Origin of the sequence: Nocardia sp. NPDC058244, assembly GCF_042882065.1 — a bacterium.
Lineage (GTDB): Bacteria > Actinomycetota > Actinomycetes > Mycobacteriales > Mycobacteriaceae > Nocardia.
This window is the reverse complement of the sequence record NZ_JBHVWX010000002.1, coordinates 15,354-36,765: the sequence shown is the minus strand read 5'-3', so window position 1 is coordinate 36,765 and position 21,412 is coordinate 15,354. Positions and strand designations below refer to the sequence as shown.

General features: G+C 70.1%; 20 protein-coding genes. 9 read left to right on the top strand and 11 right to left on the bottom strand.

Annotation, left to right across the window (positions count from 1 at the left end; all coding sequences use genetic code 11):
• The first annotated feature begins 5 nt into the window (after nt 1–5).
• Nucleotides 6–2,273: an ATP-dependent DNA ligase gene (locus ACFVW6_RS06305; protein ID WP_378833767.1), complete on the top strand. Its 2,268-nt coding sequence runs from the start codon at nt 6–8 to the stop codon at nt 2,271–2,273.
• Between the two features lie 71 nt (nt 2,274–2,344).
• Complete coding sequence (locus ACFVW6_RS06300; RefSeq protein ID WP_355271148.1) at nt 2,345–2,518, top strand: antitoxin; 174 nt, start codon at nt 2,345–2,347, stop codon at nt 2,516–2,518.
• 124 nt (nt 2,519–2,642) lie between these two features.
• Here ACFVW6_RS06300 and ACFVW6_RS06295 read toward each other — a convergent pair whose 3' ends face one another.
• From ACFVW6_RS06295 to ACFVW6_RS06265, 7 genes are all read right to left on the bottom strand, one after another.
• Nucleotides 2,643–3,290 carry a cysteine hydrolase family protein gene (locus ACFVW6_RS06295; RefSeq protein ID WP_378833771.1) on the bottom strand — a complete coding sequence of 216 codons (648 nt, stop codon included), beginning with the start codon at nt 3,288–3,290 and terminating at the stop codon, nt 2,643–2,645.
• A gap of 50 nt (nt 3,291–3,340) precedes the next feature.
• Complete coding sequence (locus ACFVW6_RS06290; RefSeq protein WP_355271151.1) at nt 3,341–3,979, bottom strand: ammonium transporter; 639 nt, start codon at nt 3,977–3,979, stop codon at nt 3,341–3,343.
• Between the two features lie 212 nt (nt 3,980–4,191).
• Nucleotides 4,192–4,869 carry a hypothetical protein gene (locus ACFVW6_RS06285; protein ID WP_357346393.1) on the bottom strand — a complete coding sequence of 226 codons (678 nt, stop codon included), beginning with the start codon at nt 4,867–4,869 and terminating at the stop codon, nt 4,192–4,194.
• Between the two features lie 55 nt (nt 4,870–4,924).
• Nucleotides 4,925–5,665: an energy-coupling factor transporter transmembrane protein EcfT gene (locus ACFVW6_RS06280; RefSeq protein ID WP_355271154.1), complete on the bottom strand. Its 741-nt coding sequence runs from the start codon at nt 5,663–5,665 to the stop codon at nt 4,925–4,927.
• Nucleotides 5,662–7,710, bottom strand: coding sequence for an ABC transporter ATP-binding protein (locus ACFVW6_RS06275; protein ID WP_378833840.1), 2,049 nt, complete (start codon nt 7,708–7,710; stop codon nt 5,662–5,664). The genes ACFVW6_RS06280 and ACFVW6_RS06275 overlap by 4 nt, the downstream gene beginning before the upstream one ends.
• Before the next feature lie 152 nt (nt 7,711–7,862).
• Nucleotides 7,863–8,642 carry a metallophosphoesterase gene (locus tag ACFVW6_RS06270; protein ID WP_378833775.1) on the bottom strand — a complete coding sequence of 260 codons (780 nt, stop codon included), beginning with the start codon at nt 8,640–8,642 and terminating at the stop codon, nt 7,863–7,865.
• Nucleotides 8,643–8,793: 151 nt separating this feature from the next.
• Entirely contained in the window at nt 8,794–9,237 is a 444-nt protein-coding gene (locus tag ACFVW6_RS06265; protein WP_378833778.1) for a MarR family winged helix-turn-helix transcriptional regulator, read from the bottom strand.
• Nucleotides 9,238–9,298: 61 nt separating this feature from the next.
• Between ACFVW6_RS06265 and ACFVW6_RS06260 the strand changes: the two genes are divergently transcribed.
• The 3 genes from ACFVW6_RS06260 (at nt 9,299) to ACFVW6_RS06250 (ending at nt 12,225) form a co-directional block, all read left to right on the top strand.
• On the top strand, nt 9,299–9,916 hold the full coding sequence (locus tag ACFVW6_RS06260) for a TIGR03086 family metal-binding protein (protein WP_378833780.1): 618 nt from the start codon (nt 9,299–9,301) through the stop codon (nt 9,914–9,916).
• A gap of 108 nt (nt 9,917–10,024) precedes the next feature.
• A complete protein-coding gene (gene sigJ / locus ACFVW6_RS06255; protein WP_378833783.1) occupies nt 10,025–10,966 on the top strand; it encodes an RNA polymerase sigma factor SigJ in 942 nt (313 codons plus the stop codon).
• 80 nt (nt 10,967–11,046) lie between these two features.
• The gene (locus ACFVW6_RS06250; RefSeq protein ID WP_378833785.1) at nt 11,047–12,225 is read left to right on the top strand and encodes an NAD(P)/FAD-dependent oxidoreductase; all 1,179 of its coding nucleotides are present in this window, start codon (nt 11,047–11,049) and stop codon (nt 12,223–12,225) included.
• A gap of 174 nt (nt 12,226–12,399) precedes the next feature.
• On the opposite strand, the gene ACFVW6_RS06245 is transcribed toward ACFVW6_RS06250, so the two are convergent.
• Together ACFVW6_RS06245 and ACFVW6_RS06240 are read right to left on the bottom strand one after the other, a co-directional pair.
• Nucleotides 12,400–13,170, bottom strand: a complete 771-nt coding sequence (locus ACFVW6_RS06245) for an RluA family pseudouridine synthase (RefSeq protein WP_378833843.1) — start codon at nt 13,168–13,170, stop codon at nt 12,400–12,402.
• Between the two features lie 39 nt (nt 13,171–13,209).
• Nucleotides 13,210–14,202 (bottom strand): adenylate/guanylate cyclase domain-containing protein, encoded by a 993-nt coding sequence (locus ACFVW6_RS06240; RefSeq protein WP_355271167.1) that lies wholly within the window; start codon nt 14,200–14,202, stop codon nt 13,210–13,212.
• Between the two features lie 260 nt (nt 14,203–14,462).
• On the opposite strand from ACFVW6_RS06240, the gene ACFVW6_RS06235 reads away from it, so the two are divergent.
• Entirely contained in the window at nt 14,463–15,338 is an 876-nt protein-coding gene (locus tag ACFVW6_RS06235; protein WP_378833788.1) for an NAD(P)-dependent oxidoreductase, read from the top strand.
• Here the strand turns inward: ACFVW6_RS06235 and ACFVW6_RS06230 are convergent, their stop codons facing one another.
• On the bottom strand, nt 15,339–15,569 hold the full coding sequence (locus tag ACFVW6_RS06230) for a hypothetical protein (protein ID WP_378833790.1): 231 nt from the start codon (nt 15,567–15,569) through the stop codon (nt 15,339–15,341).
• Between the two features lie 286 nt (nt 15,570–15,855).
• Here ACFVW6_RS06230 and ACFVW6_RS06225 point away from each other — a divergent pair, with 286 nt between their 5' ends.
• The 3 genes from ACFVW6_RS06225 (at nt 15,856) to ACFVW6_RS06215 (ending at nt 20,152) form a co-directional block, all read left to right on the top strand.
• Entirely contained in the window at nt 15,856–16,515 is a 660-nt protein-coding gene (locus ACFVW6_RS06225) for a GAP family protein (protein ID WP_378833793.1), read from the top strand.
• Between the two features lies 1 nt (nt 16,516).
• On the top strand, nt 16,517–18,208 hold the full coding sequence (locus tag ACFVW6_RS06220) for a SulP family inorganic anion transporter (RefSeq protein ID WP_378833795.1): 1,692 nt from the start codon (nt 16,517–16,519) through the stop codon (nt 18,206–18,208).
• Nucleotides 18,209–18,346: 138 nt separating this feature from the next.
• Nucleotides 18,347–20,152: an alkyl/aryl-sulfatase gene (locus tag ACFVW6_RS06215; protein ID WP_378833797.1), complete on the top strand. Its 1,806-nt coding sequence runs from the start codon at nt 18,347–18,349 to the stop codon at nt 20,150–20,152.
• Nucleotides 20,153–20,193: 41 nt separating this feature from the next.
• On the opposite strand, the gene ACFVW6_RS06210 is transcribed toward ACFVW6_RS06215, so the two are convergent.
• On the bottom strand, nt 20,194–21,378 hold the full coding sequence (locus ACFVW6_RS06210) for a Fic family protein (RefSeq protein WP_378833800.1): 1,185 nt from the start codon (nt 21,376–21,378) through the stop codon (nt 20,194–20,196).
• Nucleotides 21,379–21,412: the final 34 nt, after the last annotated feature.

The following is a 21,412-nucleotide window of genomic DNA, read 5'->3' as shown; positions in this document are numbered from 1 at the left end:
CGTCGATGGTCCGCCGGGAGTTCCGGGGTCCGCCGGGAGAACCGGCGATCGAGGTTGAGCTCAGCAACCTCGACAAGGAGCTGTACCCGGCGACCGGGACGACCAAAGGCGAGGTGATCGCCTACTATTCGGCGATCGCCGAGGCGATGTTGCCCCATCTCGCGGGGCGGCCGGTCACCAGGAAGCGGTGGCCCAACGGGGTGGATCACCCCGACTTCTTCGAGAAGAATCTGCCGGAGCACGCACCCGCCTGGATCCAGCGCCGGGTGATCGAGCATTCCAGCCGCACGGTGACCTACCCGCTGATCGACTCCGAAGCGGGACTGGCCTGGCTCGGCCAGCAGGCGGCCCTGGAAGTCCATGTGCCGCAATGGCGTTTCGACGGTGACCAGCGCGGCCCGGCGACCAGGATCGTGTTCGACCTCGACCCCGGTCCCGGTGCGGGCCTGGCCGAATGCGCGCGGGTGGCGCTCGCCGTGCGCGACCTGGTCGCCGAGATCGGGATGCGCGCGTTCCCGGTGACCAGCGGCAGCAAGGGAATTCACGTCTACGTGCCGCTGGATCGGGTGGTGAGTTCGCGCGGGGCGTCCACCGTCGCCAAGCAGGTCGCCGCCAATCTCGAACAGCTGCACCCGGATCTGGTCACCGCGACGATGGCGAAGTCGGCCCGCGCGGGCAAGGTCTTCCTGGACTGGAGCCAGAACAACGCGGCCAAGACCACCATCGCCCCGTACTCGCTGCGCGGCCGGGCCGAGCCCAATGCCGCGGCGCCGCGCGACTGGGCCGAGATCGAGGACCCGGAGTCGCTGCGCCAGTTGCGCTTCGACGAGGTTCTCGTGCGCTGGCAGCGCGACGGCGACCTGCTGGCCGAGCTCGATCCGCCGCTGCCCAGCGGGCCCGACGCGCTCACCAAGTACCGCAGCATGCGCGATCCCGACCGCACGCCCGAGCCGGTGCCCGCCGCGCCGCCGGAGCCGGGGCCCGGTGATCGCTTCGTCGTCCAGGAGCACCACGCGCGCCGCTTGCACTGGGATGTCCGGCTCGAACGCGACGGCGTGCTCGCGTCGTGGGCGGTGCCCAAGGGCCCGCCGACCGAACCGCGACACAATCGGCTCGCCGTGCGCACCGAGGACCATCCCCTCGAATACCTCGACTTCCACGGCACCATCCCGAAGGGCGAGTACGGCGCGGGCGAGATGACGATCTGGGACACGGGCACCTATCGCACCGAGAAATGGCGCGACGACGAGGTGATCGTGGAACTGGACGGCGGCCGGCTGCACGGCCGCTACGCCTTCATCCGCACCAACGGCGACCAGTGGCTGATGCACTTCATGCGCGACCAGAACCCACGAGAACCTGTGGAGGACAGCGGCAGCGGGGACTTTCCGCGTGGTCTGTCGCCGATGCTCGCCACGGCGGGCGAGGTGGACGGGCTCGGCGTGGGGGACTGGGCCTTCGAGACCAAGTGGGACGGCTTCCGGGTGATCGTCGAGATCGACGACGGCATCGTCACCGTCCGCAGCCGCGCGGGCAACACCGTCACCGCCCGCTATCCCCGGTTGGCCGCGCTGGGCGGCGAGCTGGCCGGGCACCGCGTGGTGCTCGACGGTGAGGCCGTGGTCCTCGACGCGAACGGGCTCTCGGACATCTCCGCGCTGCAAGCGGATTCGGCGCTCGCGGTGTTCGTCGCCTTCGACGTGCTCTACCTCGACGGCACCTCGCTGCTGCGCAAGAAATACAGCGACCGGCGCGCGGTGCTCGAGGCCCTGGGCAAGCTGGCGCCGTCGATGAACGTCTCCCCGCTGCTGGCGGGGTCGGGAGCCGAGGCGATGGCGGTCAGCCGGGAACAGGGGCAGGAAGGGGTCGTCGCCAAGCGGGTCGACTCGATGTATCAGCCGGGCAAGCGCACCCAGACCTGGCTCAAGCAGCGCAACTGGCGCAGCAGGGAGGTCGTCGTCGGCGGGTGGCGGCGCAGCGACAAGCGCGAGTTCAAATCGCTGCTGCTCGGTATCCCGCACGAGAACGGGCTGGTCTACATCGGCCGCGTCGGCACCGGTTTCGGCGTCGAGCAGTCCCGGCGGATCGCGGCGGAACTGCGGCGGCTGCACCGCGCGAGCTCGCCGTTCGTCAACGAGATGACCGCCGAGGAGCGCCACGACGCGCAGTGGGTCACCCCCGGACTCACCGGCACCGTCCGTTTCCAGTCCTGGACCGACACCGGCAGGCTGTGGCACCCGGTGTGGGACGGCGTGACGAGTTCACCGAGCTGACCCTGCCGCGAAAGCTGCGGTGTTGCTAGGGTGATCGCGTTGGACCGGTTCGAATCAGCGAGGAGTGCACGGTGGATTTCAAGAACCTGGCGGGCAAGGCGATGGATCTGGCCGCCCAGCATGCGGACAAGGTCGACGGGGTCATCGAGAAGGCCGGTGACGTGGTCGACGAGAAGACCGGCGGGAAGTTCTCCGGTCAGGTCGATTCCGCCCAGGACGCGGCCAAGAAGGCCATCCGGGACTGAGATATAGGCGGCTGGCGCCGCGGGTTTCCGGCCTCGTGACCTCGCGTCCGAGGGGCGATACTGCGCCTTCGGCGGTACGTCTCGCCCCTCGGACACGAGGCGGCCGGAAACCGTGTGCGGTGGGTTAGCTGACGGGGTTCTTCATCAGGTCGGTGATCGTCGCGACGTCGGTGACCAGTGCGTTTCCCTGGAAGGCGAACTCGTCGTAGGCCCTCGCCATGGCTTCTTCGTCGCGGCCGCCGCAGGCGTCGCCGATCACCACCGGGACGAAGCCCAGGTCGGTGGAATGCGCCACGGTGGGCACGATGCCGATCTCGAGCGCGACGCCGGCGATGGCGTAGGCGCCGATCTTCAGGTCGCGCAGGAGTGCGGCCAGCGGGGTGCCCTCGAAGGCCGACATCGTCATCTTGTCCAAGACCAGTTCGTCCGCGCGGGGAACCAGTTCGGGCACCAGTTCGAAGCCCGGGGTATCGCGCTGGAGGATGAACTGCACGTCATCGATGGATTCCGCGTGCTGCCAGCCCATCAGCAGGCGCATCGCGTAGACGCCGGAGAGGCGGCGCGGCGGGAAGAAGTGCCGCAGGAAGATCACCGGATAGCCCGCACTGCGGGCGGCCTCGACCACGCGCACCACCCGTTCGACGACCTCCTGGCCGTCGGGCAGCTGGCCGAGCACGCCGACCTGCATGTCGTAGACGATCAGCGCCATCCGATCGGGCGCGCACAGATCGCCGAGGGTATCGGGAATGTCGAGTCCGTTGCCTTGTCGCACCGACGCCAGTGTAGGCGTCGGTGCGATCGGCAATAGGGCTGTTGCGCAGACTATTTGGTCTGCTGCGCCCACTGCGTGGTGCCCGGCGGCGCCAGCAGGGTGTTGATCAGGTCGAAGCCCGCGACGGCCAGCGTGGGTCCGCCGACGACGAGGGTGCCGATGATCCCGCCGACGGTGGCGCCGGTGATGAAGCCGGGAATCGCGCCGACGCCGCCCGCGGCCGCGCCGATCACCAGGCCGATGACCGCGCCGACGGCCATGCCGACGAAGCTGCCGATGGCGGTGGCCAGGCCGAAGGTGGAGGCGAAGTTCGCCTGTGCCGCATAGTTTTCCGCGGGCGAGGCGACCGGGGTCAGGTTGGGCCTGGCCGCCGCGACGTCCTTGACCGCGGTCAGTTCGAGGACTCGGCTGTCCTCACGAACCGTGTGCGGCAGCGGGTATTCGAGGCTGCCGTCACGGATCGAGAGCGGCAGCGAGACCAGGGTCGCGCCCGCTTCGTCACGGACGTGGACGGTGCCGCCGTCGATGGCGAAGGTGCCGTGGGTGAGGGTGGTGATGACTTTGTTGCCGACCAGGTCGGTGCGGTACTCGACGTCCGGGGTTACCGGATCCGCCCCTGCCACACCGGTGCCGACGAGCGCTACCGCGAGGACCGGAATGGCCGCGGCGGCGATCTTGCGGATGATCATGTGAACGTTCCCATCTGGTTCATCAGGTGACGTGCCCAAACGAAATGCGCCGTGATCATGGCTCCCCCGAGAAAGCTAGTGACGGCGCGTAAAGCGGTCCAGCTCGATGTCGAGATGAACCATAGCCTGCCCGAGGGTAGCTGAACAGTGAATTCGGGTTTTAAACATCAAATCTTTCATAGATATTCGCTATCGCGAACCGTGCTCGGCCCCTACTCGATGATGTTGATCGCGCGCGCGACGATCGTGACGACGATGACCACGGAAATGGCGGATTGCGCCATCATCAGCACCTTGCACCACCGTGACAGCGGGAGCACGTCGGCCGGGGCGAAGGAGGCCGCGTTGGTGAAGGCCAGGTAGAGGTAGTCGAGGTACTCCGGCCGCCAGTCCTTGCCGCCCAGCCGCTCGTCCTGCATCTGTGGAAACAAGAAGTCTGGTAGAGGTTTCCGGCCGTTGGCGCGCGCGGCCGGACCGCCCCGATCGAACTCCCAGTACAGCAGGGAGAAGGCGATGATGTTGGTCGCCCAGATCATCGCCCCGCTACCGAGCAGCGTCCCCGCCCCGCGGTTGTCCTCGCCCGTGAAGATGGTCTGCACGAGGCGCAGCGCCGACACGGTGGTCGCGAAGCTGATCAGGCCGGACAGCAGCAGGCTGAGCCGGCGGATCCAGGGTTCCTCGCGATCCATCCGGCTGGGGTTGGCGATCAGCAGCACCGCCATCACGCCGAGCTCGAGCATCGGCAGCAACCACACCGGGGCGGGCAGGAACTCGCTCGGCAGCAGCACCTGGACGACCACGATCGTCAGGATCGCCGCGGTGGCGGCCAAGCGGGATTCGCCCTCGGTGGGCTCGCGCCAGGCGGGTACCGCGCGCTCGCTGTGCGTCACGCCAGCCAGTATCGCCCGCCCCGCGCCCCGCGCGGCGCAGGACGCCCGGCCGGGTTCAGAGCGCGACGCTCAGCGCGATCGCGCCGACACAGACCGCGACGACGACGCCGAGGGCGATCGCGTCGCGGCGGGTAGGCGCGCTGGGGTGCGCGGTGAGCATGCCGGTGCCGCCGCGCGCGGTGATCGCCTCGCCGAGTTCGCCCGCGCGGCGGGTGGATACCGCCATGCACGCGGTGAGGATGTCGATGAGCGGGTTGGCATCGGCGGCGCGATGCAGCAGGTTCTCCTTCGGGCGCAGTTTGCGCGCCGCGCGCAGCACCCGGATCTCGTCGAGCAGCAGCGGCAGGCCACGCAGCGTCAGCGCGACGACCACCGCCCACTCGTCCACCGGCAGGCGCAACTTGCGCAGCGGCGCACCGAGTTTCGCCAGCGCGGGCGCCACCTCGCCCATCGGGGTGGTGTAGGCGATCAGGAACGACGCCGCCACCAGCACCATGCCGAACACGAAGACCTGCGCGTACCCGAGCACCGCCTTCATCCCGATCGGCGCGTTGATCAGCCCGCCGAGCAGCACCAAACCCCAGAACCACCAGGGCAATCGGGGCAGCGCGCCCAGCGGCAGCCGGGCCACCACCCAGATCAGCACCAGGAACGCGATCATCATGCCGAGCACCGGCCAGGTCGGCAGGAACATCAGCAGCAGGCTGATCAGGAAGGCGGCGATCATCTTGGTACCCGCCCACAACCGGTGCACGACACTGTCGACCGGAACCTCACGCAGCAGCACGGTACTCATCGGACGACCCCGCTTCCCGGTTCGTTGTGCGGTGGCTTGTCCAGTCGCCAGACGGTTTCCGGGCGTCCCGGCAGTAGTGGCGCCGGCTGCGCGCCGACCGGGCGCCGCGCGCCCGCGGTCTCGACGACGACGCCAGCGTCCAGATGCACGGTCCGGTCGCACACCGCGGTCACATCGGCCACGTCGTGGGAGATGACGATCAGCGTCTGCCCCGCGTCGCGCAGCCGGGCGAGCAGTTCGACGATCTCGGCGCGGCCCTGCGGATCGAGTCCGGCCAGCGGCTCGTCCAGCACCACCACCTGGGGATGACTGGCCACCATCGCCGCGAGCACTACCCGCTTGGCCTGCCCGCCGCTGAGTTCCTCGACCGAGCGGGCGGCGAGGCGGCGATCGAGGCCCACCGCGTCCAGCGCCCGGCCGACCGCACCGGAGCCGGTCGCCCGGCCGCCCCAGTCGGCGATCTCGGCGCCGACGGTCTGCTTCTGCAATTGCAGCCGGGAGTGCTGGAAGGCCAGCGCGACCCGGCCGATCTGCTGGTCCACCGGATCGCCGCGCAGCTCGCAGCGACCCGAGCTGGGCGCGATGAGCCCGGCGATGATCCAGGCCAGCGTCGACTTGCCGGAACCGTTGCCGCCGACGATCAGCAGCGCCTCGCCCTGCCGCACCGCCAGGTCGACGCCGTGCAGCGCGGGCGCCTCCCACGGCGTGCCGCGGTTGTAGGTGTGGCGCACGTCGGTCAGTTCGAGGATGGTCGCGCCCATCGGGCCGCGGCGCTGGTCGCGGGCGGGCTGCGGCCAGCGGGCGAGGTGGTCGACCATGCGGCCGTTCGCCAGGTGGATCACCCGGTCGGCGGCGCTCGCGTCGGCCTCGTGGTGGGTCACCAGGACGACGGCGGTGCCGTGCCTGCGCGGCAGTTCGGCCAGCAGCGCGACGAGGTCGCGGCGGCCGTCGGGGTCGATCATCGAGGTCGCCTCGTCGGCGATGAGCAGCGCGGGGCGCCGGGCCAGCGCGGCGGCGACGGCGAGGCGCTGCTGCTGACCGCCCGAGAGGGTCGCGGTCTCGCGCCTGCCCATGCCGGTCAGGCCGACCTCGGCCAGCAGCGCGTCGACGTCGACCTCGGCGGCCAGCTCGGCCGACAGGCCCCACACGACGTCGTCGGCCACCGAGACGCCGAGGGTCTGGCTCTCCGGGCGTTGCAGCACCAGCGCGGTGCCGCCCAGCTCGCCCAGTCCGGCCGAGCCCGGCCTGCTGACCGCGCCCGAGGTCGGCGGCCTGCCCGCGAGCACGCGGGTGAGCGTCGACTTGCCCGAGCCGTTGTGACCGACCACGGCGACGAACTCGCCCGGGTGGATGGTCAGGTCGATGCCGGACAGCGCGTCGGCGGTGGCGCCGGGATAGCGGTAGCCGGCGCCGTGCAGGGTGACCGGCAGCGGGCCGATCGCGCGGTCGTCGTCGGGGGCGTCGAGGCGGTCGCTGCCGGGCAGCCAGGCCAGCCGGTCCAGCACCGTGCCGAGCACGAACCACGACACGATCGCGCTCACCAGCACCCCGAGGAAGACCGATCCGCCGAGGTAGAGCCACCAATTGCGAAGCAGCGCGTCGGTGAGGTCGGTGGCGGCGCGGCCGAGCGGTTCCAGCGCGGGCTGCCGGGCGGCCAGGTTCTGGATGCCCTTGGCGGTATTGCGGATGGCCTCGAAGAACAGCTCCCTGGTGCGCGCGAAGAGCAGCAGGCTGCCGACCGAGAACAGGCCCCAGCCCACGCCGGCCAGCGTCGCCAGCGCCAGCACCGCGGGCAGCCCGCCACCGCGCCGCTTCACGATGCCGATGATGCCCGCGAGCGTCGCGGCGCCGAACACACCGAGCGCGGGCATGATGCCCGCGGCGACGAAGGTGACCAGCCCCGCCGCGACGCTGGCGGTGACCAGCGCGCGCAGGCGATAGCGGTGGGCGAGCAGACCCAGCGGAACCGCCGCGACCAGTTGCAGGGCCGCGGCCATGGGCACCAGGGAACCGACGGTGATCAGGCCGACGGTCAGACCGGCCATCACGGCACCGGTGGCCAGTTCGATGGGGCGCAGGGGTCCGCGGGGCAATTCCGCGGGCGTGTCTCTCACCTGTCCCAGTCTGCCAGGGGTGTATGTGGCCGGTCTGTGACCTCGTGTAGCGGTTGTGTGAGGAATCGGTGGAGAAACCGGGCTCAGACCGGCGGTTCGGCCAGCCAGCCGCCCATCGCCACCGTGCGGAAATGAGTTGTGAGGGTATTGGTCTCATCGATGACGTGCAGGGCGACCGCCGGATCGGGCGCGTAGTCCATGACCTTGTGCGGCAGCGTCACCTCCCAGGCGCCGCCCAGCACGGACGCGGTGCTCGGGCAGGTCACCATGGGTTTTCCGGCGAAGGTGGTCGCGATGGGGGAGTGCGCGTGGCCGGTGAGGACGCCGATGATGCGCGAATCGCCCGCGACGACGGCGGCGAGGCGGTCCGGCTCGGCCAGCGCGATCACGTCGACGACCGGGCTGGCGACGGGTTTCGGCGGATGATGCAGCGCCACCAGGATGGGGCCGTCGGCCGGCGCGGCGGCCAGGGTCGCGCGCAGCCAGTCGAAGGTCTCGTCGGCGAGCAGGCCGCCCGATTCGCCGGGAACGCTGGAGTCGAGCAGGATCACGGTGAGCGGTCCGACGCGGTGGACGCTGTTGATCGGCGCGGTGGACGGCGGTTCGCCCAGCAGCTCGGTGCGGAAGGCGACGCGGTCGTCGTGGTTGCCCGGCAGCAGGTAGACGGGGATATCGGCCGCCAGGGCCAGGCGGGCTTCGGCGTACTGCTCCGGCTTGCCGGAGTCGGTGATGTCGCCGGTGACGAGGATGACGTCGGGCTTGCGGGGGAGGTCGGCCAGATAGGCCATCACTCGCTCCACGCGCTCGGTGTTGCGCGGGGTGAGGTCGAAGTGGGTGTCGCTGAGCTGAGCCGCCAGGATCATCGGCAGTCGCTTTCTTCTCTGGGATCGCTCCGTTGCGTCAGAGTGTGCCGGTATGAGTCTTCAGCACCTCTCAAGGCTAGATGACCTGGGCTTATTCGTCTTCATGAGGCGTACCACGGCCGGTAACCTCATCGCCGGTCTGTGTCATCGATCACGCGTCGGAGATCTGCGTTCCGCTGCGTTCGGACAGCGTTTGTAGTACTCGCAGGAAGGTGTGTCGATCCGCGGCGGGGAGGTCGGCGAGAAGTCGCTGTTCCTCGGCCTGGATGTCGTGCTGGGCGCGGTCGCGCAGGCTTGCTCCGGCGGGAGTCAGCCGGACGAGGTTGACGCGCCGGTCGGCCGGATCGGGTTCGCGCCGGATCAGGCCGCGTCGCTGCAGGTCGTCGAGGACCGGGATGATCCTGGTCTTGTCCGCGCGGACCGCCTTGGCCAGCGCGGCCTGGGTGTGGACCGGCTGTTCGTCGAGTCCGAGCAGCACCGCGTAGGCCCACATGGTGAGCCCGTGCCGGTCGAGGACGGGCCGTTCCGCCTCCGTCAGCGCGCGGCCGAGCGGCACGAGCATGGCCGCGAGGTCGGGGCGGGTCGCTTTCGGCATGGTCGAAATCTACCGGGGTGATCGCCTTGGCAGATCATAAGCATATGCATACGATCTACCTATGCATACTATTTCGGAGGATCAACTCCTGCTCGCCCGGCATCGGCGCGCCGTCCGGTTGAGCGTCGACGCGGTCTCGGCGGTCGGCGACGCTCCGCTGACCGGCGAAACGCCCTGCGCCGGGTGGGATCTGCGCGACCTGCTCGACCACATGGGCACCCAGAACCGGGGCTTCGCGGCCGCGGCGCGCGGCGAGGACGACCCGCGAGTGTGGGAAGTCCGGCGTGCCGCCGACCCGGTCGGTGACTACCTGCGTTCGGCCGACGAGGTGCTCGCCGCCTTCGCCGCACCCGGCGCGCTCACCCGCACCCTGGCCCTGCCGGAGATTCCGCCCGGGCGGTTCCCGGCCACGATCGCCCTGGGCTTTCATCTCATCGACAGCGTCGTGCACGCGTGGGATGTCGCCCGATCCGTCGGCGGCACGATCGATCTCGACCCCGACCTGGCCCCGACCGCGTTGCGCGTCGCCCTGGCCGTCCCGACCGGAAAATCGCGTCAGCGTCCCGGCGCGGCCTTCGCCCCGGCGCTCGAGATTGCTGACGACGAGGCGACGCTCGACCGCATCCTGCGTGTCCTCGGTCGTTCGCCGCACTGGCGGCCGTCCGGTCGGTCCGGCTGAATCCGTGTCACCCGGTGTCTGCGTCCCGCTTCCGGCTGTGCCGAGTCGCGCGGCCGGTGACCTCGCACCGGGTAGCGGCGGCCCGCCCGGATGGCCGACCATGGGGGGATGATGCTCAGTACCGACCAGGCCGATGTGTTCGAGGCCTCCCGCGGCCGCCTGGAGGCGATCGCCTACCGGCTGCTCGGCTCGGCCGGTGACGCCGAGGACGCGGTACAGGACACCTACCTGCGCTGGCACGCGGCCGACCGGGACCGGATCGAGACCCCGGTCGCGTGGCTGACCAAGGTCCTCACCAATATCTGCCTCAACCAGCTCACCTCGGCCAGGGCGCGGCGGGAAACCTATGTCGGACAGTGGCTTCCGGAGCCGGTGCTGGCCGGTGACCGGATGCTCGGCCCGGCCGACACCGTCGAGCAGCGCGAATCCGTCTCGCTCGCGATGCTCGCCGTGATGGAACGGCTCTCGCCCAACGAGCGCGTGGTGTACGTGCTGCGCGAGGCGTTCGGGTACCAGCACCGCGAGATCGCCGAGATGCTCGAGATCGGCGAATCGAACTGTCAGCAGATCTATCGGCGGGCCAAGCAGCATGTCGGCGGGCGTTCGCGCGTCACCGTCGACGCGGCCACGGCCGAGCGGATCGTCGAGGAGTTCCTCGCGGCGGTGCTCAGCGGTGACACCGACCCGCTGGTCCGGCTGCTCGTCGACGACGCGGTCGGCATCGCCGACGGCGGCGGCCGGATCCCGGCCCGCAAGTCCCCGGTCCTCGGCGCGCTCGGCATCGCCCGCTACCTCAGCCACGTGTTCCGTCCGACGGCGGCCAAGCGCGCCTATGTCGGTGGGACGCCGGTGTTCTACGCCTGCGTGGTCAACGGTGGGCCCGGCGCGCTGGCTCTGGTCGGCGACGAGGTGATCGCGGTCGTCGGGCTCGATGTCACGCCCGACGGCATCGCCGGGGTGCAGATCCAGGTCAACCCGGCGAAGCTGGCCCGGGTCACCCAGCAGTGGACGGCCGAGGGGCCGCATATCCCGCTCGATTTCGCCTGGTGACCCAGATCACATCGATGAAGTGTCAGGGTTCGCGCGCCTGTCCGGTTCAGGAGGGGAGTCCATCCCGATAGGAGCGAGCCATGAAGCACCGCATTGTCGTCCTCGGCGCCGGGTACGCCGGAGCCATCGCCGCCGGACGTCTGGCCAAGCGGCTGCATCGCGATGATGTCGCGATCACCGTCGTCAACGCCGACCCCGATTTCGTCGAGCGGGTGCGGATGCACCAGCTGGCGACCGGTCAGGAACTGCGCACCCGCTCGCTGCGTGAGGTGTATGCGGGCACGGGCGTCGAGGTTGTGGTCGACAGGGTCAGCGCGGTCGACGTCGAGCGCAAGCACGTCACCCTGGCCGACGGCACGACCATCGCCTACGACACCCTCGTCTACGCGCTGGGCAGCACCGGCACCGATCAGGGCGTCCCCGGTGTCGCCGAGTACGCGCACAGCCTCGCCGGAAAGCAGGCCGCGCTGCGGCTGCGGGCGCGGCTGGGCGAACTGCCGGCGGGCGCGCCGGTGGTGGTCGTCGGCGGTGGCCTGACCGGTATCGAGGCCGCGACCGAGATCGCCGAGGCCCGCCCGGATCTCGCCGTGTCGATCGCCGCCCGCGGCGGTGTCGGCGGCTGGCTGAGCGAGAAGGCGCAGCGGCACCTGGGCACGGTGATCGACCGGCTCGGCATCACGGTGCACGACCACGTCGGCGTCACCCGCGTCACCGCGAACGCCGTCGTCGCGGGCGATACCGAGATTCCGGCGGCGCTGACCGTGTGGACCGCGGGCTTCGCGGTGCATCCGATCGCCGCGGCCACCACGCTGACGGTGTCGGACACCGGCCGGATCGTCGTCGACGCCACCATGCGCTCGGTCTCGCACCCCGACGTCTACGCCGTGGGCGACGCCGCCCTCGCGGACGGCCCCGGCGGCACACCGCTGCGGATGGCGTGCGCGACCGGCAGCCCGATGGCCTGGCGGGCGGGCGACGCCATCGCCGCGCGCCTGACCGGGCGACCGGTCCCCGACGAGCAGATCGGCTATGCCACCCAGTGCATCAGCCTCGGCCGCCGCGACGGCATCCTCCAGAAGGTGACCTTCGACGATCAGCCGACCTCGACCGTGCTGACCGGCCGGCTCGGCGCCCGCGTCAAGGAGTTCATCTGCTCGGGCGCCGCGTGGAGCGTCAGCCACCCGACCCTGATGATGCCGAGCCGTCGCCGGCGGATCATCACGACCGCGGCCGAAACGGACCAATTCGTCGCTCCGTGACGGTCGGCGAAGTCGGCCACCCGCCCGGTCGTTGGCCCGACCCGGCCCGGTCTGGCGCGGCCCGGCGCGGCGCGACCCAGCCCGGCGCGGCCCGGTTGGCGTGGCTCAGCCTGGCTCGCCCGGCGGGGCGGCCCGGTCGTTCGAGCCGGGCGGTGGGGAGGATTCTGCCGGGTATCAGACGGCGAGTTCGGCCAGCCGCTCGGACGCGTTGCGGAGCAACTTTTCCGCCGCGTCCGGGTCGGCGGCCAGTGGAGTCCAGAAGTCGGGGCCCGGGGTGGCCTCGAGGTCGAGGACGGGCGGGGTGAGCCAGTCGGCGTCGAGGCCGAGCTGCCAGGAGTGCAGGTGGGTGCGGGGGAAGGTGGCGGTGCGATCGAAGAGGGGATCGCCCAGGATCGGGTGGCCGATCCAGGCCAGCTGCACCCGGATCTGGTGGCGTCGGCCGGTGACCGGCGCGACGGCGAGCAGGGTGTGCTCACCGTGCCGGGCGACGGTGGCGAATCGGGTGAGCGAGGGGTAGTTCTTCGCGGGCAGCAGGTCGGCGTCGTCGACGGACCAGCGCTCGCCGTCGCGGCGGATCGCCTCGCGCGGCGCGGCGATCCGCACCCGGTTCTTGCGCCCGACACTGAGCGGCAGATCGATCTCACCCCGCTCGGGCAGGTCGGTGCCCGACACGATCGCCAGGTACGCCTTGCGCGCGGTCTGCTTGGTGAACTGCCTGGTCAGCTGGCCGTGTGCGGCCAGGTCGACGGCCAGCAGGACCAGCCCGGAGGTGACCTTGTCGATCCGGTGCACCGGATACAGCTGGGTGCCCGCCGCCTGCGCCAGCTCGACCAGGTCGGTGTCGTGCCGTTCCCCGGTCACCGAGATCCCGGCCGGCTTGTTCAGCGCGAGCACGGCGTCGTCGGCGAACACGGTGTACCGCTCGCGCACGCTCTGCCAGTCCATCTCCACGTCGACACCCTAGAGAACGGTGTGGCCCGGCGGTCAGGAGGCCGGGCGCAGCCGGTGCGGGCGCAGCCGGTTGAAGCCGCGCACCCGCACGCTGCGCAGATGCCGGATGGCGAACTCGCGGTTGCCCGCGAGCGCCTCGGCGGCCGCGTCGTCGATCAGGATGTTGCCCGGCCTGGCGACGCCGGTGAGCCGCGCGGCGATATTGACCACCGAGCCGTACAGGTCGCCGAAGCGCTGCAGCACCTCGCCGTAGGCGAAGGCGACCCGCAGTTCCGGCGTTCCACCGACCAGCATCGTCGACTCCTGGATGGCCAGCGAGATCCGGGCCGCGTCGTCGGCGGTCTCGGCGGCGAACATCACCTCGTCGCCGACGTTCTTGATCACCCAGCCGCCGTTGTCGGTGATCGCCGAGGTGGTGGTCGACTCGAAAGCCTCCAGCAGCGTGGACAATTCGTCGGGATGCAGGTGCCGGGTGAGCCGGGTGAAGCCGACCATGTCGGCGAATCCGACGGCCAGCGTCCGCGTCGAGTCCTCACCGGTGGTGGCGTCCACCGACCGGGCGACCGCGGCCGCCAGGTGCCTGCGCCACACATAGGACTGCAACTGCTCGATGCCCGCCATGGTGGATTCGGTGGCCGCCCTGACCCGTTCGTCGAGCGGCAGCGCCGGATCGGCCGCGGCGGCGCGCGCCTTGATCTCGGCCAGCACCAGGTCGGCCTGCCATTCGGCCAGCCGCGCCATGCCCTGGCCGATGGTGCGGGCGGCGGCGGCCTGCTGCCGGATATCGGAGGCGGCGACGACGATCATGCTGCGGAAGTTGGTGACCGAGGTGATGTCGGTCTGGGTGTAGTCGACCTGGTTGTCGTCGGTGGCGGGGAAGCCGAGCGCCGTCCACAGCCGCCGCGACTCCGCCTCCGGCACCCCGGACTGCTCGGCGACCTGCGTGCGCGTGTAGCGGCGCGGTCCGCCGAGTAGCGCCTCCTCCACACTGCGCTGCACCAGCTCGGTCATTTCGGCATCCGACATGAGCGAAACTCTACGACGCGCGCTCGAAACGCAGGTCGGCCCGACGCGACCTTGGCGATCTTCACAAAGACCGGCCCGGCTCGCCCGGCCGCCGGTGACCCCCGGCACAGCCCTGCCGAAGCCATCGCACTGACCTGGATGTTTACCCGAAGGTGCGCAACTGACGGCAAAAGTGCGTACTTGTCGGCCCGCGCGGCCCGCGCCGACACTCGGAGCACCGCGGCCCACCCCGAGCGCCGCGCAGTGGATCGGAGTCGCAGATGACCGCAACCGACAAACCGCCGGTGACAGTGCTCGGCACGGGCTCGATGGGCGGCGCGCTCGCCCAGGCCCTCCTCGCCGCGGGGCACCCGACGCACGTGTGGAACCGCAGCCCGGACCGCACGACGTCCCTGGTCGCCGCAGGCGCGACCGCCCATCGCGACATCGCCGACGCGATCGCGGCGGGCTCGGTGACCATCAGCGCCCTGACGACCTTCGCCGCCACCCGGGAGAGCATGTCGCTCGCCTCCGCGTCGCTCGCGGGCCGCGACATCATCACGCTCAACAGCGGAACACCCGCCCAGGCCCGGGAATTCGCGCAGTGGGCGCGCGCGGCGGGCGCCCGGTTCCTCGGCGGCGCGATCAAGAACGTGCCCGCGGCGGTCGGCCTGCGCGACACGCTGCTGTACTTCGGCGGCGCCCGCGCGGTGTTCGACACCCATGCCGCCACCCTGCGCGTGCTCGGCGGCGAGCTCGACTTCCTCGGCGCCGAACCGGATCTCGCCGCGCTCTACGAAGCCGCGGTCGGCGCCACCCTGCTGCCCGCGCTGCTCGGCTTCGCCGAGGGCGCCGCGGTGCTGGCCTCGCGCGGACTGCCCGCGCGCACGATGGTGCCGTACTCGGTGAAGTGGTTGCAGATGATCGAGTCGCTGCTGCCGGTCCTGGCCGAGGAGATCGACAGCAAGGACTACACCCGCCTCGGCGCGAGCGTCGACCTGTTCCACACCGCCCTCGTCGACGACCCGCAGCTGGCCGCCGAGACCGGCGTCGACCTGTCCTGGCACGCGCCCATGCACGAACTGCTCCGCCGCGCCGTCGACGCGGGCCGCGGCGACCAGAGCATCACCGCCCTCTACGACCTGCTCGCGGGTTGATCAGCGCAGCACGCTGTACACGGCCGCCAGCGTGAAGCCGTGCTCGCCGACCTCGCAGCTGACCGTCCCCTGATACCCGATCCCGCAGGTGGTGTTCTCCAAGCTGATCCGATGCCCCTCCGGCAGTACCTTCGCGGCGGGGTGGGTGAAGATCGGCCGGTCGGCATCGACGAAGTGCGCGGCCTCGAGGATCCCGACCCGCAGCTGATCGGTGCCCGCCGGCGCGTCCATCGACACCGCGTCGCAACCGGCCGGACCGTTGTTCCAGTAGATGGCGCAGTGCCGCCCGTCGGGCGTGGTGAAGAAAACCGTCCCCGCGTACTCGGGTTCGCCGACCTGATAGTCGAATCGGTCGACCGGCGTGTAGTCGTCGAGGCCCGATTGCGCGGCGGCGGGCCCGGCGGCGGCGCAGACCCCGAGCGCGACACCGGACAGCGCGATGAGTGTGGAGCGTTAACGCCGATCTCACCCACAATGTGTGACGCGTCCTGGTCTCGGCCCGACCTAGCGTGACCGGATGGGCTCAGTCATCGGTGATCTGCTTCCGCTGGCCGTGGGTGTGGCGATCTCGCCGATCCCCATCGTCGCGGCCATCCTCATGATCCTGTCCAAGAACGCGGGCGGGGCGGCGCGGGGATTCGCGGTGGGCTGGGTCGGCGGGATCCTGATCGTGACCGCCGTGGTGACGCTGCTCGCCGGGGCGCTGGGCGATTCGGGCGAGAAGGAACCCTCGGCGGTGGCGTCCTGGCTGAAAATCGTGCTGGGCGTGCTGCTTCTGGTCCTCGCGGCCGAACAGTGGCACGCGCGATCGGACACCGCGGTGCCCGCCTGGATGCAGGCGATCGACACGCTCACCGTGGTCAAGGCGGCCGGACTCGGCGCGCTGCTGTCGGCGGTGAATCCGAAGAACCTGCTGCTGTGCCTGTCCGCGGGCGTCGTCATCGGTTCGGCGGGGCTGAGCGCGGGCGGCGACCTCGTCGCGATCGTGGTGTTCACCCTGCTCGCCTCGACCACGGTGCTCGCGGTGGTGCTCGGCTACGCGCTGGCCGCCGACAGGCTCGGCCCCACCCTCGACAGCGCCAGGCAGTGGCTGCAAGCCAACAACCACGCGGTGATGGCGATCGTGCTGCTGGTGATGGGCGCGGTCGTGGTCGGCAAGGGCATCGGCGGTCTCTGAGGTGCGCCGGCCGCCGATCTTCGAATCGCTGCACGGTTATCAGCGTTCGTGGCTGCGGCCCGACGTCATCGCCGGGCTCACCGTCTGGGCGGTGCTGGTGCCCGAAGCACTCGCCTATGCCTCGATCGCCGGGGTGCCGCCGGTCATCGGCCTGTACGCGGCGGTGCCCGCGCTGGTCCTGTACGCCCTGGCCGGGAGTTCGCGGCATCTCGTCGTCGGCCCGATGTCGGCGACGGCGGCGCTGTCGGCCGCGATCATCACCCCGCTGGCGGGCGCCGACGCCGGTCGCTACCTGGCGCTGTCGACCGCGCTGGCCATCGCCACCGGCATCGTCGGCCTGCTGGCCGGACTGATCCGGTTGGGGTTCATCGCCGCGTTCATCTCCGAGCCGGTGCTCAAGGGCTTCATCGTCGGGCTGGCCCTGACCATCATCATCGGCCAGGTGCCCAAGCTGCTCGGCATCGACAAGCACGACGGCAACTTCTTCGAACAGGCCTGGGGCGTGCTCGGCCACCTCGGTGACACCCAGTGGCGCACACTGCTGATCGGCCTGCTGAGCCTGGCGGTCGTGCTCGGCCTGAAGCGCTGGCTGCCCCTCGTACCCGGCTCGCTGCTGGCCGTGCTGCTCGGCATCCTCGCGGTGCGGCTGTTCGACCTCGACGACAAGGGCGTCGACATCGTCGGCCACATCGACGCGGGCCTGCCGTCGATCGGGCTGCCGTCCGGCGTCGGCTTCGACGACTACCTCGACCTGCTCGGCCCCGCCGTCGGCGTGCTGCTGATCGGTTTCGCGGAAGGACTCGGCGCGGCGAAAACCTATGCGGCCAAGGCGGGCTACTCGATCGACGCGAACCGCGAGCTGCTCGGCCTCGGCGCGGCCAATCTCGGGTCCGGGCTCGGCTCGGGCATGGTGGTCAACGGGAGTCTGTCCAAGACCGCCGTCAACGGTGGGGCCGGCGCTAAAACCCAGGCCAGCGGGCTCATCGTGGCCGCGCTGACGGTACTCACCCTGCTGTTCCTCACAGGGCTGTTCGAGAAGCTGCCCGAGGCGACGCTGGCCGCGGTGGTCATCGCCGCGGTGATCGAACTCGTCGACATCGCGGCCCTGCGCCGCCTGTACCGGGTCTGGACCCAGCTGCTCGGCAGCATCTACGGCAAGGCCGCGCGCGCCGACTTCCTCGCCGCCCTCGCCGCCATGTTCGGTGTGCTGCTGTTCGACACCCTGCCCGGCCTGCTCATCGGCATCGGCGTCTCGGTGCTGCTGCTGGTCTACCGCGCCTCGCAGCCGCACGTCGCCGCGCTCGCGAAAAAGGGCTCGCTGTGGGTGGATACGGTCCGCCACCCCGACCTGACCCCGCGCCCCGATCTGCTGGTGGTGCGCGTCGAGTCCGGCCTGTTCTTCGCCAACGCCGACTACGTCCGGTCGCGGATCGAGGCCCTGTGCACCGACGCCACCCGCCTGGTGGTGCTCGACGCCGAAACCTCACCCGCCCTCGACGTCACCGCCACCGCGATGCTGCTCGACCTGCGCAATGCCCTGGCCCACCGGCGCATCGACTTCCGCATCGCCCGCTCGGTGGCCCAGTTCGGCGAAGCCCTCGGTTCGGCCGAGGCAGGCGACACCCCGATCGGCATCTACCCGACGGTCGCCGCCGCGGCCGCCGACCTCCCCGAACACCCACCGGTGGGCTAGCCGAACCCGAGCCCGTTCGTCGCAGTCCCGGCCCGGGCGCGCCTGAGCTGGAATTCATCCGCGCCGGGTGATGCCCGGGCCCGGTGTTCCACCGAGCATCGGGTGGACGTGTACGCCGAGCTGAGGAGCTGATGTCCGATGGCACTGGACTACGACGATCGCACCGATTTCGAGAACGCCGATCGCGGGTTCATCGCGACCTTGACGCCGATGCGCATCACCAAGGCCGACGGCACCGTCGTCTTCGACACCAGCGGCTACAGCTTCCTCGACGGCCCCTGCCCGGACACGGTGAACCCGAGCCTGTTCCGCCAGGCGCAGCTCTGCGTGAAGAACGGCCTGTACAAGGTGGTCGACGGCATCTATCAGATCCGCGGCTTCGACATCTCCAACATGACGATCGTCGAGGGTGACACCGGGATCATCGTGATCGACCCGCTCATCTCGGCCGAATGCGCCGCGGCCGGGCTACGGCTGTACCGCGAGGAGCGCGGTGATCGCCCGGTCACCGGCGTTATCTATACCCACTCCCACGGTGATCACTTCGGCGGCGTCGACGGTGTGCTGCCCGACGGGCGCGGCGATGTGCCGATCCTGGCGCCCGCCGGCTTCATGGCCGAAGCCGTCTCGGAGAACGTCTACGCCGGCGTGGCGATGACCCGCCGCGGCACCTACATGTATGGCATCGGGATGCCACCCGGCCCGGAGGGCCAGTGCAGCACCGGCCTCGGCATTCGTGCCTCGACGGGCACTTTCGGCCTGATCCCGCCCACGATCGACATCACCCACACCGGACAGGGGGAGACGGTCGACGGCGTCCCGATCGTGTTCCAGATGACGCCGGGCACCGAGGCGCCAGCGGAGATGAACTTCTACTTCCCGCGCCACCGCGCCCTCTGCCTGGCCGAGAACGCGACCCACAACCTGCACAATCTGCTGACCCTGCGCGGCGCGCAGGTCCGTGACCCCCGGATCTGGTCGCACTACATCGACGAGGCGATCGAGATGTTCGCCATCGACGCCGATGTCGCGTTCGCTTCGCATCACTGGCCGACCTGGGGCGCCGACAACATCGTGGGGTTCCTGTCGGTGCAGCGCGACCTCTACATGTACCTGCACGATCAGACGCTGCGGATGATGAACGAGGGCCGCAACGGCCCGGAGATCGCCGAGGTGATCGAACTGCCGCCCGGCCTGGCCGACGCGTGGAGCGCACGAGGCTACTACGGCTCGGTCAGCCACAATGTGAAAGCGATCTACCAGCGGTATCTCGGCTGGTTCGACGGCAACCCGAGCTCGCTGTGGGAGTGGCCCGCGCAGGAGAAGGCCGTCCGCTACGTCGAGACCATCGGCGGGATCGACGCGGTGATCGAGAAGGGCCGCGCCTACGCCGACGCGGGTGACCTGCGCTTCGCCGCTGAGCTCCTCAAGCACGCGGTCTTCGCCGCGCCGGACAACGCCGACGCGAAAGCCGCACTGGCGCAGACCTATCAGCGACTCGGCTTCGGCGCCGAGAACGCCACCTGGCGCTGCTTCTACCTCACCGGCGATGACGAACTACGCAACGGTGTCCGCCCGACCGCATTGAATCTGGGCGGCGGCATGGCGGCCGCGCTGTCGATCGAGCAGCTGTTCGACACTCTCGCGATCCGGGTGAACGGTCCACGCGCCGCCCAGGATTCGTTCCGCATCGAATGGCACTTCACCGACCTGGACACCGTCCTGCGACTCACCCTGTCCAACGGCGTCCTGATCCGCACGGTCGACCCTCGTTCGAAGGCCGACATCGACCTCACCCTCACCCTCACCAAGCCCCAGCTACTCGGCATCCTCGCAGGCAAGGGCCTCGATGGAATCGGCCTCACCGGCGACCCCGCGGTCCTGCAACGCCTGTTCGGCCTCCTCGACGACCCGGACCCGAACTTCGCGGTCGTCACGCCCTGACCGCCCCGGTGATGCGGTCGTGCCCGAGACGGACGACCGCATCACCGGTGGACGAGTTCGTAGGACGTACTTCGCCCACCGGACTCCGACCGGCGAAGGGCGCCGATCTCGATCAACTCGTTGATGTCTCGCAGCGCGGTGTCCTGGGAGGACTTGGTGAGAACAGCCCACTTGCGGGTCGTCAGTTTCCCATCGAAGCCGTCGAGGAGCCGATTGAGGACGGTGATCTGGCGGGCGTTCAGGGCAGTCTGGTCCCACCGTCGCCAGAACCGCGCCTTCTGCAGCACGGTGTCGACGTTCGCATCGGCCGAGGCGATCGCGCGGCCCATCGTCTCGAGGAACCATCGCAGCCAGTCGGTCACCTCCAGCGAGCCCTTCTGCGTCCGCTCGAGAATGTCGTAGTACGACTTGCGATCCCGCTGGATCTGCGCGGAAACACTGTAGAAGCGCCGGATGCTCCCATCGGCGCGGGCGAGCAGGACATCGCCGAGAGCTCGGGCGATGCGACCGTTTCCGTCGTCGAACGGGTGAATGGTGACGAACCGCAGGTGCGCGAGACCGGCTTTGACGAGCGTTGGCTCCGGCGAATCCTCGTCGAACCAGTCGATGAAGCGGCGCATCTCGCTGTCGAGTCGGGACGCCGGCGGCGCTTCGAAATGGACGCGCTGCCGACCGTACGGGCCGGAGATCACCTCCATCGGCCCGGTCTCGTCGGTGCGCCACCCGCCGATCCGCACGCGGCTGATGCCCGAATAGCCGGTGGGGAACAAGCCGGCGTGCCAACCGAACAACCGCTCGTCGGTCATCGGTCGATCGTGGTGAACGGTCGCGTCGAGAATCATGTCGACGACCCCGTCGACGCGCCGGTCGGCCGGGACCGTCGCCCCGATGTCCACTCCGAGTCGTCGCGCGATCGACGACCGGACCGATGCCACATCGAGTAATTCGCCCTCGATCTCGCTGGTCTTCACCACATCCGCGGTGAGCGTCGCGAGTCCGGCTTGGTCGCGTAGCTCGTCGGGGGTATCGGCAAGCCTGCCGAGGAGCCTGCCCTGCGCATGGGCGATATCCGCGACAGGTTTGGCCAGCGCCGCGGTGTCGAACCGCAGGGCAGGCCATGCGGGATCCTCCCAGATGTACCGTCGCGGGCTGGGTGCCATGCAGCGATTGTAGCGCTTATTCGCCGCATATTCTGCGGTGAATAAGCGGCGGTTCCACCGCGGCACGAGGTCGGGGTTCGGTGTTCCCGGTTCGGGTTCG

What these genes read in the sequence shown, in the direction of transcription:
- ACFVW6_RS06215 (WP_378833797.1), top strand. Translation starts at nt 18,347, where the DNA reads ATGGCACTGGACTACGACGATCGCACCGATTTCGAGAACGCCGATCGC.
- ACFVW6_RS06260 (WP_378833780.1), top strand. Translation starts at nt 9,299, where the DNA reads ATGCATACTATTTCGGAGGATCAACTCCTGCTCGCCCGGCATCGGCGC.
- ACFVW6_RS06290 (WP_355271151.1), bottom strand. Translation starts at nt 3,979, where the DNA reads ATGATCATCCGCAAGATCGCCGCCGCGGCCATTCCGGTCCTCGCGGTA.
- ACFVW6_RS06305 (WP_378833767.1), top strand. Translation starts at nt 6, where the DNA reads ATGGTCCGCCGGGAGTTCCGGGGTCCGCCGGGAGAACCGGCGATCGAG.
- ACFVW6_RS06230 (WP_378833790.1), bottom strand. Translation starts at nt 15,569, where the DNA reads ATGGACGCGCCGGCGGGCACCGATCAGCTGCGGGTCGGGATCCTCGAG.
- ACFVW6_RS06270 (WP_378833775.1), bottom strand. Translation starts at nt 8,642, where the DNA reads ATGATCCTGGCGGCTCAGCTCAGCGACACCCACTTCGACCTCACCCCG.
- ACFVW6_RS06250 (WP_378833785.1), top strand. Translation starts at nt 11,047, where the DNA reads ATGAAGCACCGCATTGTCGTCCTCGGCGCCGGGTACGCCGGAGCCATC.
- ACFVW6_RS06240 (WP_355271167.1), bottom strand. Translation starts at nt 14,202, where the DNA reads ATGTCGGATGCCGAAATGACCGAGCTGGTGCAGCGCAGTGTGGAGGAG.
- ACFVW6_RS06225 (WP_378833793.1), top strand. Translation starts at nt 15,856, where the DNA reads ATGGGCTCAGTCATCGGTGATCTGCTTCCGCTGGCCGTGGGTGTGGCG.
- sigJ (WP_378833783.1), top strand. Translation starts at nt 10,025, where the DNA reads ATGATGCTCAGTACCGACCAGGCCGATGTGTTCGAGGCCTCCCGCGGC.
- ACFVW6_RS06280 (WP_355271154.1), bottom strand. Translation starts at nt 5,665, where the DNA reads ATGAGTACCGTGCTGCTGCGTGAGGTTCCGGTCGACAGTGTCGTGCAC.
- ACFVW6_RS06275 (WP_378833840.1), bottom strand. Translation starts at nt 7,710, where the DNA reads ATGGCCGGTCTGACCGTCGGCCTGATCACCGTCGGTTCCCTGGTGCCC.
- ACFVW6_RS06235 (WP_378833788.1), top strand. Translation starts at nt 14,463, where the DNA reads ATGACCGCAACCGACAAACCGCCGGTGACAGTGCTCGGCACGGGCTCG.
- ACFVW6_RS06245 (WP_378833843.1), bottom strand. Translation starts at nt 13,170, where the DNA reads ATGGACTGGCAGAGCGTGCGCGAGCGGTACACCGTGTTCGCCGACGAC.
- ACFVW6_RS06265 (WP_378833778.1), bottom strand. Translation starts at nt 9,237, where the DNA reads ATGCCGAAAGCGACCCGCCCCGACCTCGCGGCCATGCTCGTGCCGCTC.